Source organism: Chitinophaga sp. 05T412 (genome assembly GCF_056396465.1).
In genome coordinates this window covers 75,171-89,812 of sequence record NZ_JBFTLN010000022.1, presented here as the reverse complement: position 1 = coordinate 89,812, position 14,642 = coordinate 75,171, and the positions used below count along the sequence as shown (strand labels likewise).

The window sequence follows — 14,642 nt, the reverse complement described above, 5'->3', positions numbered from 1 at the left end:
TGGCCGGTAAGAATAACGCTGACAGAAGTATTGGGTATATGCAACAACCAATTTCAGCCGACAACGCTGCGTTCGAGGAACTCTTCCGGCAACATTTTGTTTCACTATGCACCATTGCTTACTATGTGGTAGAGGACAAAGATGCGGCACGGGATATTGTCCAGGATTTTTTCCTGGGGTACTGGAATAAACGACATCAAATTAAGATTACACATGACTTTAAGAGTTATGCGTCTAAGGCTGTCCGCTATACGGCGATCACCTCCCTGAAAAAATCGGGTAGGATGAAGCTGCAGGAGCTGGAAGTCATGGATGGTCTTGCAGCACAGTTTGCGGTGGATGATGTGGAATCCAGGGAGCAGCAGTATAATGTTTTATGGGAGGCATTGAATAAAATGCCGGAACAGCGCCGGAAAGTATTTCTCATGAGTAATCAGGACAAGGTCAAATACAAAGATATTGCTTTACAGCTTGGGATTTCCGTGAATACCGTGAAAACGCATATCCGGCTTGCGTTACAGTTTTTGAGGATGGAATGTAAATGGGTGATGCCAGCCCTTACATGGGTAATTGGTCTTGAGTGGTTGTCTTCTTTTTTCAAATCCTTTAACTAAGAAATTATGCAATTACCACCAGACGATAGCGGAATTGACTGGGAAAAAATATTGGAATCATTAGATGAATCAAAAATCCCAGGGGATATGACGAAAGAAGAATTCGTTACCATGTCTGCTGCGCGGGAAGCACGCGCCTTGCTGGCGGCAGAAGACTTTGATGAGTCAGATGGTTGGCAGGACTTTGTGCAACTGCGTAATAAACAACGGACGCGGCGCATCTGGTTAACCCGACTGGCCATTGCAGCCAGTGTGGCAATGGCTATCGGCGCAGGCTTTTGGCTGCTGAAGCCGGGAACATCAACCCCACAAATAGCCAACGTGTTACCCACCGGAAAGGTTCGCCTCAAAACAGCCGACGGTCGTATGATTGAGCTGAATAAGGAAACACGTACTATTCAGCACAACGATGTGGCACAGGTGCAGGCGGGAGGAGATTCCCTGGTATATACAGCCGGTACCACCCGTCTCGCGCAGATAAAAATGGATACGCTTGAAATACCCTGTGGTAAACCCTTTCAGCTGTCGCTCGCCGATGGTACCAGGGTTTGGCTGAACGCGGCTTCCAGGCTTGTATTCCCCGCGGCGTTCAACGGCCCGCGCCGGGAGGTATTCCTGGAAGGAGAAGGGTATTTTGAAGTAGCGAATAAGGCAGATCAACCTTTCATGGTACATACAGGCAACACGACTACTACGGTATTAGGCACTTCGTTTAACGTCCGGCATTACAATGCAGCGGTAGTAACAACACTCCGCAGTGGAAAGGTACAGGTGGTGGCAGGGGTACATACGCTCATGCTGGAGCCCAGTGAACAATCCACGTTTCTGGCAGATGACGGCTCCCTTCAGAAGAAAACGGTGGAAGCCGGCGATTACCTGGCGTGGGTAAAAGGAGATCTGTACTTCGACGTGGCGCCGCTCAGCAGTATTACAGAAAGCCTTTCGCGCTATTATGATTACATGTTTAAGTTTGACGATCCGGCTATTGCCCGCCTGAACTTTACACTGGATATGCAGCGCCCTGCTACGCTGCAGGAGGTATTGACCTCTCTGAAAGCCAGTCGCGGTGATTTGCGGTTCCGGGTGGAAGGTAAAATAGTCACCATTTCCAGACAACCATAAACCAACCAATACCGCCAGACGCGGATTTACAGTAAATAAAATATCAACCAACATGATGAAACTATCTGGCCCGTCCTTCCTACGGAAGGATATAGGGAGATGTTATATCCTGACTGCGGCCATACTATTATTTTTCGGCTTGTTGTTCGCTGGAGGAAGTGTTTTTGCACAGGATAACGATGGCGCGGAGATCCTTTCCAGGAAAGTGTCGTACAAGGCGCAGAAATATCCGCTGTCGCGTGTTTTCAAGGATTTGCGTAAGCAGTTGGATATACGGTTTACTTACAACGAAGAGTATGTTAAAGACCAGCCGCTGGTAACAGTGAGCATGCAGGGTGTTACTTTTGAAATGCTCATGAAGGAGATACTGAAAGGTACTGACCTGAACTATAGCGTTATCTTTAATGGCGTGATCATTTCCAAAAAAGAGAAGGTCGCCGCATCTGTTGTTAAAACACCTACGCCGGATGAAATGCATGTGGTGCTACGGGGACAGGTGATTAGTACAGCAGGTGTTCCACTTGCAGGGGTAAGCATTCGGGCCATGGAAACCGGCGTAATGACGGTTACCCAGGCTGACGGGCTTTTTACCCTCCTTCCCCGTGAAAATGAATCCGTACGTTTTAGCTTGCTGGGTATGAGAGCCTTTGTGTATAAGGCAGTGCGCACAGATGAACAGGTGATCAGGTTAAAGATGGATACCATTGCGCAGGCGATCCAGGAAGTGGTGGTGAATGGTTATCAAAAAATAGATCCGCGTTTAGCTACCGGCTCTGTGACGAAGCTCACGGCGGCGCAGGTGATTGAGCCGGGAGCTTCTTCTATCGACAAAATGCTCCAGGGCAAAGTACCTGGTCTGATGGTGATGAACAATTCGGGGGGCGTAAACGCCGCGCCGAAACTGCGGATGAGAGGTACTTCCACATTGTTGGGAAACGCCTCGCCGCTGTGGGTGATTGACGGGATGATTCGCCCTGACCCCGTGGATATTTCTTCTGCGGTACTCAATAATGTTATCAACAGCGCTTCGCAATCGAACTTCGAGCTGATGGGAAATGCTATCAGTGGTGTGAATCCCTACGATATTGAAAGTATTACTTTTCTCCGCGATGCTGCAGCTACGGCTATTTACGGAACCCGTGCGGCAAATGGCGTGATAGTGGTGACTACGAAAAGAGGAAAGGAGGGACCTGTACAGCTTACCTATAATACCGACTTATCCTTTCAGCAACGGCCCTCTTACCGGAAGATGAACCTGATGAACTCAAAAGAAAGAGTGTTGCTGTCGCGTCAGTTCCAGGAAGATCATGTGGTGTTGTCACAAAATGGTTTCGATGAAAGACTGTCCTATGAAGGATTGCTCCGTAGTTGGTGGGGGGGGACAATAAATGAGCAGGAATTCAATCAGCAGGTAGGCGTACTGGAAACGCGGAATACAGACTGGTTCAGGGAGCTTTTCCGGAATCAGTTCAGCATGAATCATTCTCTTAGTCTGGGAGGAGGTAATGAGAAAACAACCTATTACGCATCACTGCAATATGCCGATAATAAAGGTGCTGCTAAAGAAGATGCCCTTCAAAAATATTCTGCTAATCTGAACCTGCACTCCAGAATTACGAAACGGCTTACTGTTGATTTGACCCTCAATGGTAATTTCCGCAAATCGCAGGGGTATTATGGTATTAACCCGCTGACGTATGCGTTGCAAACCAATCGTATTTTCAGTCCCAGTGATTTTATACCTATACGGAATCCTGATTCCTACATAAATGTATACGACCTGAACGACAATGCACCGCCACTCACGCAGAATTTTCGTAATGAAGTAGCGCATTCGGGGAATACTTCTAAGGTTCGATCAATCACTGCGAACCTGAATCTCGATTATAAACTGGCAAAAGGGCTTTACTTTCGGAATTTAAGCAGTTTCATTACTGATGCCTCGGAAGGGATGGCATATGCGGATTATTATTCCTATACAGCTGCCGCTATCAGAGGGTGGGAAAAGTCGTGGACGCCAACAGCAGCGGCAATTGCGAACTCTTCGTTACCTGTTGGAGGGATTGCTAATTTGACCAGCTACAATAGTACCGTTTATAGCATCCGGAACAGTATTGATTATGCTACTGGCATTTTCGGTGAAAGGGATCAGATCAATGTTTCCATAGGTAATGAAGTAAACAGCAGAACAGGTAATACACAGACGCATACATTGCCTGGTTTCTTCCCTGATCGCGGCAATATTTTTTCTCCCACACCAAGAGGCCTTGCGAAAATTGCAAACAATAGTCTGACGCTGGTGAAAGAAAACATTGTTTCCTTGTATGCAACAGCTGCGTATAGTTTAAAAAACAGGTACATCTTCAGCTTTACTACGCGTGCTGACGGTTCCAACCGCTTTGGGAAAAAAGCGAATAGCAATTTCCGGCCTAACTACAGCATATCTGGCCGATGGAATGCAACTATGGAAAACTGGTTTCCACGCGGAGGAATACTCAGCAATTGGCAGGTGATAGCATCATTCGGTACACAGGGTAACGCGGTCCCATCTGTGGGACCTAATCTCATTTCCCAATACAGTGCCATTAAACGCGATCCGATTACCCAAATACCTTACCAATCCATTAAATCTATGCCTTACCCGGATCTGCGTTGGGAAAAAACATACCAGATAAACCTGGGTACCAATTTGGGCTTCTTCAATGATCGGATAGCCATAAATGCAGAATATTATGATAAGAGAGCGAAAGATGTGATAGATCAGCTGCCTATTCCTTATGAATACGGTATGGTGTTTATGTATAGGAATGGCAGTGAGGTGTTTAATAGAGGGATAGAGTTCACGATCATGACACAATTGGTGAAAAGAAAGAATACCAGTTTTTCTCTTTCATTTAATACCAGCAAAAATCTGAACAAGTTGGCCGATCAGAGTGCCAACTTTGGTTACCAAAGCTTGTTCAACGGCACCGGCAATTTACCCGGCAGGGCCGTTACCGGGATTTATTCGTATGTCTTTAATGGCTTGAACCCCCAAACCGGGTTCCCTATGTTTCAGCATATTGACCAACTTAAATTCACCGCTAACCCCAATGATCTCTTTGTATACTCCGGGCAATTAGATCCGAAGATGACCATGAGCCTGGCACCCACGATTACTTACAAATCGTTTTCACTCACCTCTTCATTTTATCTCAGCCTGGGTAGCGTAAAACGGTTGAACCCTATCTATCAGAGTTCAGGAGAGGGCAGTGGTGTACCCGGACCGATGGCTAATACGAGCCGCGACATGCTGAATCGCTGGCGCAAGCCAGGTGATGAAAAGTACACCAGTATCCCTGTGGCACAGGATATTACGGAAACCCAACAATTTCTGCATATCCCATACACCACAGGAGCTACAAGCTCCAACACTGATGGGGCATTTATCCGGGTAACACCTATTGCGGCTTACAATCTGTCTGATCTGATGACGGTTAAAAATGATTATCTACGCTGTAACTCACTGAACCTGCGGTATGCTGTACCTCCCGCACGATTAAGGGGTACCGGCATGCGTGCGCTGGCCCTTGGCTTTACGGTAAGTAATCTGTTTACTATCGCCAATCCAAAACTCAAAGGTCAGGATCCGGAGATCAATGGCGTAGGTACATCAGCGTTACCTATCACACGTCAGTTTACAGGTTCAATAAACGCATCATTTTAGCAGCCATATCTTCAAAATAAGTGCATGAAAAAGATACTTACCATACTGCTCATTTCTATTTCCACGATTTCCTGTAAGAAATTTCTGGAAGAGTATTCTCCTTCAGATGTGACGCCCAAGTCTACGTCCGATTTTGGAGAGATCCTTTTAATGGATGGTTATCCGGATAATCTGAAAGTATTACATCCCTGGCTCACCTTCCTGGACGATGATGTACAATCTTATGTGAGTACCGTGAATGAAGCAACAGCCGTTGATTACATGGCATACTCAAGGAATGTTTATCAATGGCAATCGGCGCTGTCATATGAAGCTACCGATGCTATCAAACCGAATGAGATCAACGCATGGGGTACCTATTACAAATTGCTTCTGGGTACGAATGTAGTGCTGGAGTATGCAGATAATTCAATAGGTAGCCAGGCCGAGAAGGATCAGTTGAAAGGAGAAGCATATGGGTTGAGGGCGTTTTACCACTTTATGCTGGTGAACTTATATGCCCGGCCTTATAACGATTCACTCACTACGCCGGATAAATTACCTGGCATTCCTATCCGCATCACCGCAGGGCTTTCCGACGCCCGCCCGCAAAGAAATACGGTGAAAGAAGTGTACCAGCAGATTGTTGCTGATCTTGATAGTTCGATTGCTTTGCTGAGTTTATCGAAGGCAACAAATAATCCATTCCGCCTTAACCATGTTGCGGTGCATCTGCTGGCCAGCAGGGTGTACCTCTATATGGAGAATTGGCAGAAGAGTATCGAACATGCAGATATGGTGATCAAATACCATCCTCAATTAATGAATTATAACAGTTGGGGGGATAATCTTCCGGATTGGGGCAATTTGCTCGTTGGCCCCACTAATATTGAATCTTTATGGAACTATGGCAACAACGATGAACACTTACCGCTTCTATCGGGAGGGTATGGCAGTTGTTTTGAAGTTTCACGTGATCTGGTGAATTGCTTTGAGGAAAACGACCTGCGTAGAACAGTTGCTATTACCGAGATTCCGGCCTTCCTAAAAGAATACATTCCTTTAGATTTTAAGCAGAATAAGCATTTGGCGAACGGTCCTGTTGGTGGCAATGAAGCCATCACCAATTCGTGGCGCAGTTCCGAAGCCTACCTTAACCGTGCGGAAGCTTACATTCAATTGTATAGAACGAAAGGTGATGGTGCTGCGGCCGTGGAAGCACTAAAAAGTTTGAATACCCTCCGGGCGCAACGTTTCAGCGCTGCTACTTTTCAACCATGGACTATACAGCCGGCAACAACACTGCTCGACATGTGCCGTAACGAGCGCCGGAGAGAATTGTTTACGGAAGAAGCCCATCGGTGGTTTGATCTTCGCAGGTATGGGATGCCCGAAATTAAACACATTTTTATGGCAAGTGCGGTGAATAGTGAAACGTATACGCTCCGAAGAAGGGACCCACAATATACCCTTCCCATTCCGGAAGAAGTAATCACGCAGAATCCGGCGTTGACACGTAATCCCGCAATTGCMGGACAACGTCAGCCAGATTGATTGTCATTCAATAAAAAATAATTTATGAAATCATACCTCTTTTTTATACTGGCACTGACGTTATTTGCCTGCCAGAAGGAAGAAAAACTTACACCCAGCGGATATGAAAACCTGTATAAACTGCCACAGGGTAATACGGTAGCCGATGATACCATCTTATCTATTCACAGGAAATTTGGTACTTACATACTGTACCGTTTCTCACAGGCAGATTATGCATATGATTATTCCAGGGTCAGAAAAGACAGCGCTTTTAATGCCAACCCGGCTTATATTGACACCACCCTGAACTTTTTCAGGAATCAATTGATGGCACTGTATCCGGACAACTTCCTGCACAAAACTATGCCAGTTAAAATATTTCTGGCTTCCCGTGTTACTATTAGAAACTCCTCTACGAATGAGTTGATAGGGTTTTCCAGTAGCTCCAGTATGTTGGCCATCGGCTGGGCCGATAGTACCATCATTCATCTGACACCACCGGAAATAAAAAAGCTGCGCGGTAAACTCCATCGCTATTATTGGGAACGTGCTTACCGTACACAAAGCGTGGAAGTTCCGACGGCATTCGCCGCATTGGCGTTACCGGATTACGGAAAAGTAAATGAGCAGAACAAGTATCAGCAGGGAGTGGTGGCCGACTTCTTCGGGAATGGAATCCTGAATCTCGGACAGGATTTCCTGAGCTATATCAATATGATCACCAGTAATAGCACCGCAGATCTGGAAGCGAATTATTTTAAGCCATCTGTTGATAGTAAAGGGCTTATCCGCCAAAAATACAACGCCATCATCGACTATTATAAAACAACATACGGTATAGACCTGCAGGCTATCGGCAATTTGCCGTAACGCCTTTTCATCAGTAACTAAAGGATTAAGATATGAACCAGAGATACAGGCCCTTTGTTATAGCGGCCCTGGCTACGTCATGCTCTTTTGCAGCACGTGCACAGACGCAAACAGGATCATTCCGCAGTGAAGTGATCCGTAACGTCCTGGAAAAAATTAAAACTAAACATTTCGAGCCGCGGGCATTGGATGATAACTGGTCGGCTGATGTATGGGACAACTATATCCGCCAGCTGGACCCCAGCCACCTTATTTTTTTACAGGAAGATATAGACCGGCTGATGACACAGCGGAAACAGCTGGATGACCAGCTCACGGCTTTGCACACCGATTTTTTTGATTCCGCGTACGCCGTTTACCACATACGTATGTTGGAAAATAAAGCGCTCACCGAAAAGATCCTGGCTGAAAAATTTGATTATACCAAACGTGAAAGCCTGGTGTTGGCAGGTACAACACGCAGCTATCCGAAAGGACAACAAGAGAAGGAAGCGTCGTGGCGCAAACAACTCAAATACCAGGTGCTGCGTAATTACATGGAGCTGAAAAATGCAGCGGGTGATACGCTGCATACTGCTGCTGCATTGCCTGAACCAGCCACTGAGGCCAAAGCCCGCGAAAGGGTGCATAAATGGTACAACGACCAGTTCCGCCTGGCAGAGAAAGCGGGTGCGGAAGATGAAAAATTCAGCGCCTATATCGCTGCTGCGATGTTCGGCATCGATCCACATACTTCGTATAGTGGCCCTAAAGATAAGAGCCTGGAGCAACAGATCTCCAAGCGTTATTTCGGGCTGGGGATGGAGTTAGGCGAAAAGGAAACGGAATATTATATMAAAAGATTATTACCAGGAGGCACCGCTGCTAAAAGTGGCAAACTAAGAGAGAATGACCATATCCTGTCTATATCCGACAATAAAGGTACACTCGTTCCTGTATCAGGCCTCACTGCAGGAGAGGTAACAGGCATGATCCGCGGCGACAAAGATACAGATGTGAAACTCCTGTTACGTCAACCCGGAGATACAATGCGTACCGTTACGGTAAAAAGAGGAGAAGTGATCGATCTGGAAAACAGGGCGAAGAGTGTAGTGCTCGAAAAAGACGGTAAAAAATTCGGGTATATCTATTTGCCCATGTTCTACCTTGATCCTTCCGGTCATAACCTCACAGGGGCTTCTGCTGATATGGCAAAGGAAGTGGCCATGCTGAAGGAGCAGGAAGTGGAAGGTATCATCGTGGACCTTCGTGGTAACGGTGGTGGATCACTGGATGAAGTAGTGCGTATGAGTTCCATCTTCCTCCCCAGTGGTCCGGTTACCTGGCTGCGTACCCAAACAGCGGTGAACCGCTACACTGGCCCTGCCATTCCACCTGCTTACGATGGCCCTTTAGTGGTGATGGTAAATGAAAACAGCGCTTCTGCTTCGGAAATTTTTGCAGCAGTGATCCAGGACCGCAAACGTGGTATCATTGCGGGGCCTTCTTCTACCTACGGGAAAGGCACTGCACAGATGACTATTAACATCGGAAAACTAGGTAATCCTGGTTTAGGTACATCAGATATCAGCTACGGCAGTATGCGTATTACCACCCAGAAATTTTACCGTATCACCGGCACTTCCACGCAGTTAAAAGGTGTGACACCGGATGTTGTTTTCCAGGAAAGCATGCAGCCTACAGAAGAACGTGAACGTAACTTCTCTACCAGTTTACCCTGCGATAGTATTCAGTTTCCACCGTTTGAATTGGCAGGTACCCACTTCAATTATAACGAGGTGGTGACGAAAGCCCGTAGTCGCGCAGCCGCCAGCATAGCTTTCACCACCGTTTCAGAAAATATGGCGCGCCTGAAAGCGTATGCTGCCACGCCGATACCGCTTGATTTCGAGTCGTTCCGGAAGCATTACGAAGTATCCGCACGCATCGAAAAGGATATTCGTGAAGGTAGCAAACTGCAACCGGGAAAAGATTTACAGGCCCAATGGCCCGTTAACCAGAGCATCCGTCCTGATTTGCGGAAAGAAGCGCCTGAAAGCGCCGCCAACAAAGACTGGCTGAAACTCGTAGGACAGGATGTATACATTGATGCATCCGTATCTATCCTGGAAGACCTTGCTGCCAGTGCAAAACAGACTAACTAGTTTATCATCTTATTCACTTATAAAAATACTTCATCGTATCATGAAAAAAATTGCTTTACTCCTTTGTTGCCTGCCTGCACTGAGCGCATTTGCGCAGCAACAGGATGGGAAGAAGAACTTTTCCACTAACAAGGAAAAGAAAGCGGTGATCACCGCTCATCTCGACAACCTCCCGAACGATACACTGGTGATGCTTTACGAACCCTATACGGGTGAATTCGATACCGCTCGTGTCAAAAGCCATGGCTTTAAACTCCAGATGCCTATGAAAAAAGGAGGAAGTGTTTATGTGATAAAGGTGGGCGATGCAGATGCAACTGCAAGTAATACGAAAATCGTGTATGTGGAAGATGGTATCATGAATATCACCGGCAAGGAGCCGGCGTTGAATAAAGCGAAGGTAACCGGCAGCAAGTGGGTAAAAGAATGGGAAGAAGCATTCTCCCTGGTAGACGCGCAGAAAGGGATGGGCAAAAAACTGTATGATCTGGATCTGAATATTGGTAAAGCTTATGAAGTGGGTGACGAAGACGCCAGTAACGCATATACGCTTGAACGTGATTCGCTTAAGAAAGTTCAAAAGAAGAAGATATTGGAATGGATACGCAAAAATCCTAACTCGGGTGTGAACGGTTACCTGATCACCTGCTTTATTTCAAACTTAAAGGAACAGGATTCCCTGATTGGCACCCTGGGCGCACATGCAATGGCGTCCCGTATTATTCAGCGGAAACTCCACCCCGGCCAGATCGACGAAGCGCCTATGACATTGAAAGCTAACACCGGGGAAGAAAGCAGTGCGCAATTCAATGGCGTTGCAAACGGAAAGCCTGCACCTGATTTCAGCATCCCCGGTGTAGATGGAAAAATGATCAACCTGGCTGATTTCAAAGGAAAATATGTGCTGTTGGATTTCTGGGCCAGCTGGTGTGGTCCCTGCAAAGGACAGATCCCTTTCCTGAAAGCTGCCAATGATAAATTCAAGAGCAAAAACATGGTGATACTAGGCGTTTCTCTGGATAGTAAAAAAGAAGCGTGGATGAAAGCTATTGAAAGTCACGGACTCGATTGGCTGAATGCCTCCAACCTGAAAGGCTGGGCTGAGCCGGTAGCCGGCATGTATGGCGCTTCTGCTATTCCGTTCRACGTACTCATTGGACCTGATGGAAAGGTGCTGGCACAAGCGCTTTACGGTGAAGACATCGACAAAAAACTGTCGGAAATTATTAAATAGCCATTCCCGTTATGTCAAAACAGGGGCCTGCCTTCCCTGGCAGGTCCTTTTTTATTTCCCCTGAAAAAGTCAACATATGAAGTGTATTATCAAAGCTGCGATCATCCTGTTGCTCCCTTTCTATTGCCTGGCCGGAGATGGCTTCGTTATCAAAGGAAAAGTTACCGGCATCATCAGCGGTTACGCTGCCATCACGGCATTCACCGAAGATGGTGCAACGCCAATCAATGAACAGGTACCTGAACGCGTACGCATTGTGAATGGCGAATTTACCATCAGCGGAAAAGTATCCCATCCCTGCATCATCCATCTGCAGGTGAGCACACGGAGGGTAATGATCTTGCTGGAGAATACGGAATATACCGTTAACTCCACGCTGCAAACGCTGAGCGGTGATCAGTTTAAAGGTAGTCTGCTTAATGATCAGTATTGTGAATATATGGGAAGTAAAACCAGCCCACTTGATTTCATAAAGCAATTCCCTGCCAAACAGATATCCGCTTTTCTGGCTTACGCGTATACCCGGGAATACCAGCAGGCACAAGAAGCATATACGACGCTCAGCCCTGAAAATAAAGCATCTTATTTCGGAGGGAAGGCAAGTGAAAAAATAGCGAAATTCCAAACTACCCAGGCCGGCAAAGAATTGCCCTTCTTTGAAATGACGACTCCTGATGGCAAAAAGTTTTCTGTTAAAGACATGCCCGGTAAAGTAATTGTGCTGGATTTCTGGGCTTCCTGGTGTGGCCCTTGCAGAAACTTTATTCCTACCATGCGGGAATATTATAACCAATATCACGCAAAAGGAGTGGAGTTTGTAGCAGTTTCTCTGGATGATAGTCCGGATAAATGGCGGCAGGCGATAACCGAAACAAAAATGGAATGGAAGCAGGGACTTGTTGCCGGAGGATTTGGTGAGGAGGCGCCGATTAAAAACCTGTTGAACATCAAAAGCATTCCGCACGTGATTGTAGTAGGGAAAGATGGTAAGATTGCCGCCTGGCTTGATTACTACATGAAGGCCCAACTGCCGGAAATACTGGCTAAGTTAAATCCTTAAATCACGAATATTGTTCCGGGTATACGTGTCTGTATAAAATATTCGTATGATATTTTATTAAATTGATAGAAATTGTGTGATAGCGTGAAATAGGAATACAGGCAAACAATTAATAAAATGGAAATTACATATACCACGGAACTGCCAACCGCACAAAGCATGTACGAATTGTACGGGCATCTCGACTGGAATGATTTTTTGAAACTGGATCAACACCAGCTAATGACCGCTATGAAACAGAGCTGGTGCGTCATTGCAGCGTATGAAGGACAACGCCTGATTGGCACCGGGAGAATTATTTCAGATGGAGTGATGAACGGTTATTTATGCGGCCTGGGTGTGCATACAGATTATAGAAAACGGGGAATCGGCACTGAAATTACCCGGTTGCTGATAGCCCATGGGACGGAACAAAATCTGCATCTGCAGCTTTTTTGTGAACCACATCTGGTATCGTACTATGAAAAAATAAATTTCGAAGTTTTTGCAGTGGGGATGAAAGCAAAACAACAGTAGGTATTCATCTCCCTAAAAAAATAAAAAAAAGCTGCCACGGAAAATGGCAGCTTTAGGTTTTTATAGAGGAAAATTATAATAAGGTGAATTCCGTTTCTTTCACATCTCTGCTGTTACCACCGATAAACAGTTTGAATACGCCGGGTTCAGCGGCATATTTCAAGTCATTATTAAAGAACTTCAGGTCATTTTCCGTAATAGTAAATGTTACCTGTTGAGATGCACCCGCTTTGAGTGCAATGCGCTGAAAGCCTTTCAGCTCCTTTACCGGGCGTGCAATGCTTCCCACCATATCGCGGGTATAGAGCTGTACTATTTCCACGCCATCGTATTTACCGGTATTGGTTACCGTGACGGTAGCTTTGATACTTCCGCCCGCTTTAAACTGGTTCGCTGATATCGGTAATGCCGTTAAGATGGATGTATCCTCAGAAGGAGCTGGATTACAATGCGGAGAATGTGAGTGCCGCACTGAAAAGTCAGTTCGATGGCAATGATGATCCCGGTCAGGTGATGTGGTTATTGAAGTAAGCAACACCGTTTGTATCTATAATAGATGAAGCCCCGCGAACAATCGCGGGGCTTCTTTATTGCCATAAACTAACTGAAATAATTATCTTGGGGCGCAAATATTATCTATGGAAGACAATTACAATCTCTGGTGGGGGCCCCCCAGAAATTTTGCAGACCGGCAGAATGAGCGAAAAATCAGCTGGCTGGAGTTATTTTATGACCTGGTGTATGTGGCGGCTGTAGGCCAACTCACGCACCACATCGCTGCACACCCCACCTGGCAGAGCGTATGTTATGCTTTCCTGTTGTTTTCACTGGTTTTTTGGTCGTGGGTAAATGGCAGTCAGTATTATGACCTGCATGGCAACGACAGCATACGTACCCGGTTGTTTACTTTTCTGCAAATGCTGGCGGTTGCGGGAGTAGCCATTACTATCCAGGATGCCTTTGAAGGACATCAGCAGGGATTTGTGATTGCTTTCTCCATCGTGCAGTTAATGATTACTTATCTCTGGTGGAGTGTGGGACTGTTTGATGAGTCGCACAGGATCTTTAACCGTTTTTTCACGACCAATTATCTGCTGGCGCTATTAGCGCTTATCATTTCTTATTTTACCAGCTTTGAGGTGGCTATCCTTTTATGGGGAGTGGCTTTATTACTCAACCTGACGCCCGGACTGATTGGGGCTCGTACTATTGTGCGGGTGGTATCAGAAAGAGGGCAGGTGTTCAGCGCTTCTGCCGCCATTGTAGAGCGTTTTGGACTGTTTGCCATCATCGTACTGGCGGAAAGCATTTTAGCAACCGTGAGTGGGGTAGCGGAAGTAAAAGATAAGCATCCTACGGTGTGGATTGCTTTTATACTGGGTATTCTGATCGCATTCTTACTCTGGTGCCTGTATTTTGATATGACAAGTGAACAGGAAACCAAGAAGGGATACAGCTATATGCAATGGCTGGTTTTTCTGCATTATCCGCTGCTGGGCGCCTTTTGTGTGGTAGGCGGTTGTATTAAAACGGTATTGACAGATATTGATACTCCGTTGTCTTCACCGGTACAATGGATGTTTTGTATTGCATTGGCGGTGACGGTTTTTATGATTGTAGGGATTGCAAAAATTATGGAAGAAGATGAGGAAGACCGGGTGTATATCCGGCCGGTATCGAAACTATTGATAGCGGTAGGTGTGGCATTATTGGTGGTGCCTTTATTGGGCCAATATTTAAGTAACCTCGCATTTCTGGGGATACTCGCGGGGATATTGTTTATACCTGTTTTTGTAGGGATGCGGAGTTGGGTACGGTATAAATTTTTTAGCCAGCAGTGATGCTAATGAGTGCCTGGCAG

11 protein-coding genes are annotated in these 14,642 nt (G+C 46.2%); 10 read left to right on the top strand and 1 reads right to left on the bottom strand.

Features of this window, described 5'->3' with window-relative positions; translation table 11 throughout:
• Nucleotides 1-38: 38 nt before the first annotated feature.
• The 9 genes from AC1DFM_RS32755 (at nucleotide 39) to AC1DFM_RS32715 (ending at nucleotide 12,781) form a co-directional block, all read left to right on the top strand.
• Nucleotides 39-614, top strand: a complete 576-nt coding sequence (locus tag AC1DFM_RS32755; RefSeq protein WP_477081003.1) for an RNA polymerase sigma-70 factor — start codon at nucleotides 39-41, stop codon at nucleotides 612-614.
• A gap of 6 nt (nucleotides 615-620) precedes the next feature.
• Nucleotides 621-1,736: a FecR family protein gene (locus AC1DFM_RS32750; RefSeq protein ID WP_477081002.1), complete on the top strand. Its 1,116-nt coding sequence runs from the start codon at nucleotides 621-623 to the stop codon at nucleotides 1,734-1,736.
• A 52-nt stretch (nucleotides 1,737-1,788) separates the two neighbouring features.
• Nucleotides 1,789-5,442, top strand: a complete 3,654-nt coding sequence (locus tag AC1DFM_RS32745; protein WP_477081001.1) for a SusC/RagA family TonB-linked outer membrane protein — start codon at nucleotides 1,789-1,791, stop codon at nucleotides 5,440-5,442.
• 24 nt (nucleotides 5,443-5,466) lie between these two features.
• Nucleotides 5,467-6,975, top strand: a complete 1,509-nt coding sequence (locus AC1DFM_RS32740) for a RagB/SusD family nutrient uptake outer membrane protein (protein WP_477081000.1) — start codon at nucleotides 5,467-5,469, stop codon at nucleotides 6,973-6,975.
• A 24-nt stretch (nucleotides 6,976-6,999) separates the two neighbouring features.
• Entirely contained in the window at nucleotides 7,000-7,827 is an 828-nt protein-coding gene (locus tag AC1DFM_RS32735) for a hypothetical protein (RefSeq protein WP_477080999.1), read from the top strand.
• 32 nt (nucleotides 7,828-7,859) lie between these two features.
• On the top strand, nucleotides 7,860-9,971 hold the full coding sequence (locus tag AC1DFM_RS32730) for a carboxy terminal-processing peptidase (protein WP_477080998.1): 2,112 nt from the start codon (nucleotides 7,860-7,862) through the stop codon (nucleotides 9,969-9,971).
• A 40-nt stretch (nucleotides 9,972-10,011) separates the two neighbouring features.
• A complete protein-coding gene (locus AC1DFM_RS32725) occupies nucleotides 10,012-11,205 on the top strand; it encodes a peroxiredoxin family protein (RefSeq protein WP_477080997.1) in 1,194 nt (397 codons plus the stop codon).
• 76 nt (nucleotides 11,206-11,281) lie between these two features.
• Nucleotides 11,282-12,265, top strand: a complete 984-nt coding sequence (locus AC1DFM_RS32720) for a thioredoxin-like domain-containing protein (protein ID WP_477080996.1) — start codon at nucleotides 11,282-11,284, stop codon at nucleotides 12,263-12,265.
• A gap of 117 nt (nucleotides 12,266-12,382) precedes the next feature.
• On the top strand, nucleotides 12,383-12,781 hold the full coding sequence (locus AC1DFM_RS32715) for a GNAT family N-acetyltransferase (RefSeq protein WP_477080995.1): 399 nt from the start codon (nucleotides 12,383-12,385) through the stop codon (nucleotides 12,779-12,781).
• Nucleotides 12,782-12,854: 73 nt separating this feature from the next.
• On the opposite strand, the gene AC1DFM_RS32710 is transcribed toward AC1DFM_RS32715, so the two are convergent.
• The gene (locus AC1DFM_RS32710; protein ID WP_477080994.1) at nucleotides 12,855-13,103 is read right to left on the bottom strand and encodes a fibronectin type III-like domain-contianing protein; all 249 of its coding nucleotides are present in this window, start codon (nucleotides 13,101-13,103) and stop codon (nucleotides 12,855-12,857) included.
• A gap of 316 nt (nucleotides 13,104-13,419) precedes the next feature.
• Between AC1DFM_RS32710 and AC1DFM_RS32705 the strand changes: the two genes are divergently transcribed.
• Nucleotides 13,420-14,622 carry a low temperature requirement protein A gene (locus AC1DFM_RS32705; RefSeq protein ID WP_477080993.1) on the top strand — a complete coding sequence of 401 codons (1,203 nt, stop codon included), beginning with the start codon at nucleotides 13,420-13,422 and terminating at the stop codon, nucleotides 14,620-14,622.
• The last annotated feature ends 20 nt before the right edge of the window (nucleotides 14,623-14,642 follow it).

Excerpts from the sequence above, each read along its gene's own strand:
- AC1DFM_RS32755 (WP_477081003.1), top strand. The coding sequence starts at position 39 with ATGCAACAACCAATTTCAGCCGACAACGCTGCGTTCGAGGAACTCTTC.
- AC1DFM_RS32750 (WP_477081002.1), top strand. The coding sequence starts at position 621 with ATGCAATTACCACCAGACGATAGCGGAATTGACTGGGAAAAAATATTG.
- AC1DFM_RS32745 (WP_477081001.1), top strand. The coding sequence starts at position 1,789 with ATGATGAAACTATCTGGCCCGTCCTTCCTACGGAAGGATATAGGGAGA.
- AC1DFM_RS32735 (WP_477080999.1), top strand. The coding sequence starts at position 7,000 with ATGAAATCATACCTCTTTTTTATACTGGCACTGACGTTATTTGCCTGC.
- AC1DFM_RS32720 (WP_477080996.1), top strand. The coding sequence starts at position 11,282 with ATGAAGTGTATTATCAAAGCTGCGATCATCCTGTTGCTCCCTTTCTAT.
- AC1DFM_RS32715 (WP_477080995.1), top strand. The coding sequence starts at position 12,383 with ATGGAAATTACATATACCACGGAACTGCCAACCGCACAAAGCATGTAC.
- AC1DFM_RS32705 (WP_477080993.1), top strand. The coding sequence starts at position 13,420 with ATGGAAGACAATTACAATCTCTGGTGGGGGCCCCCCAGAAATTTTGCA.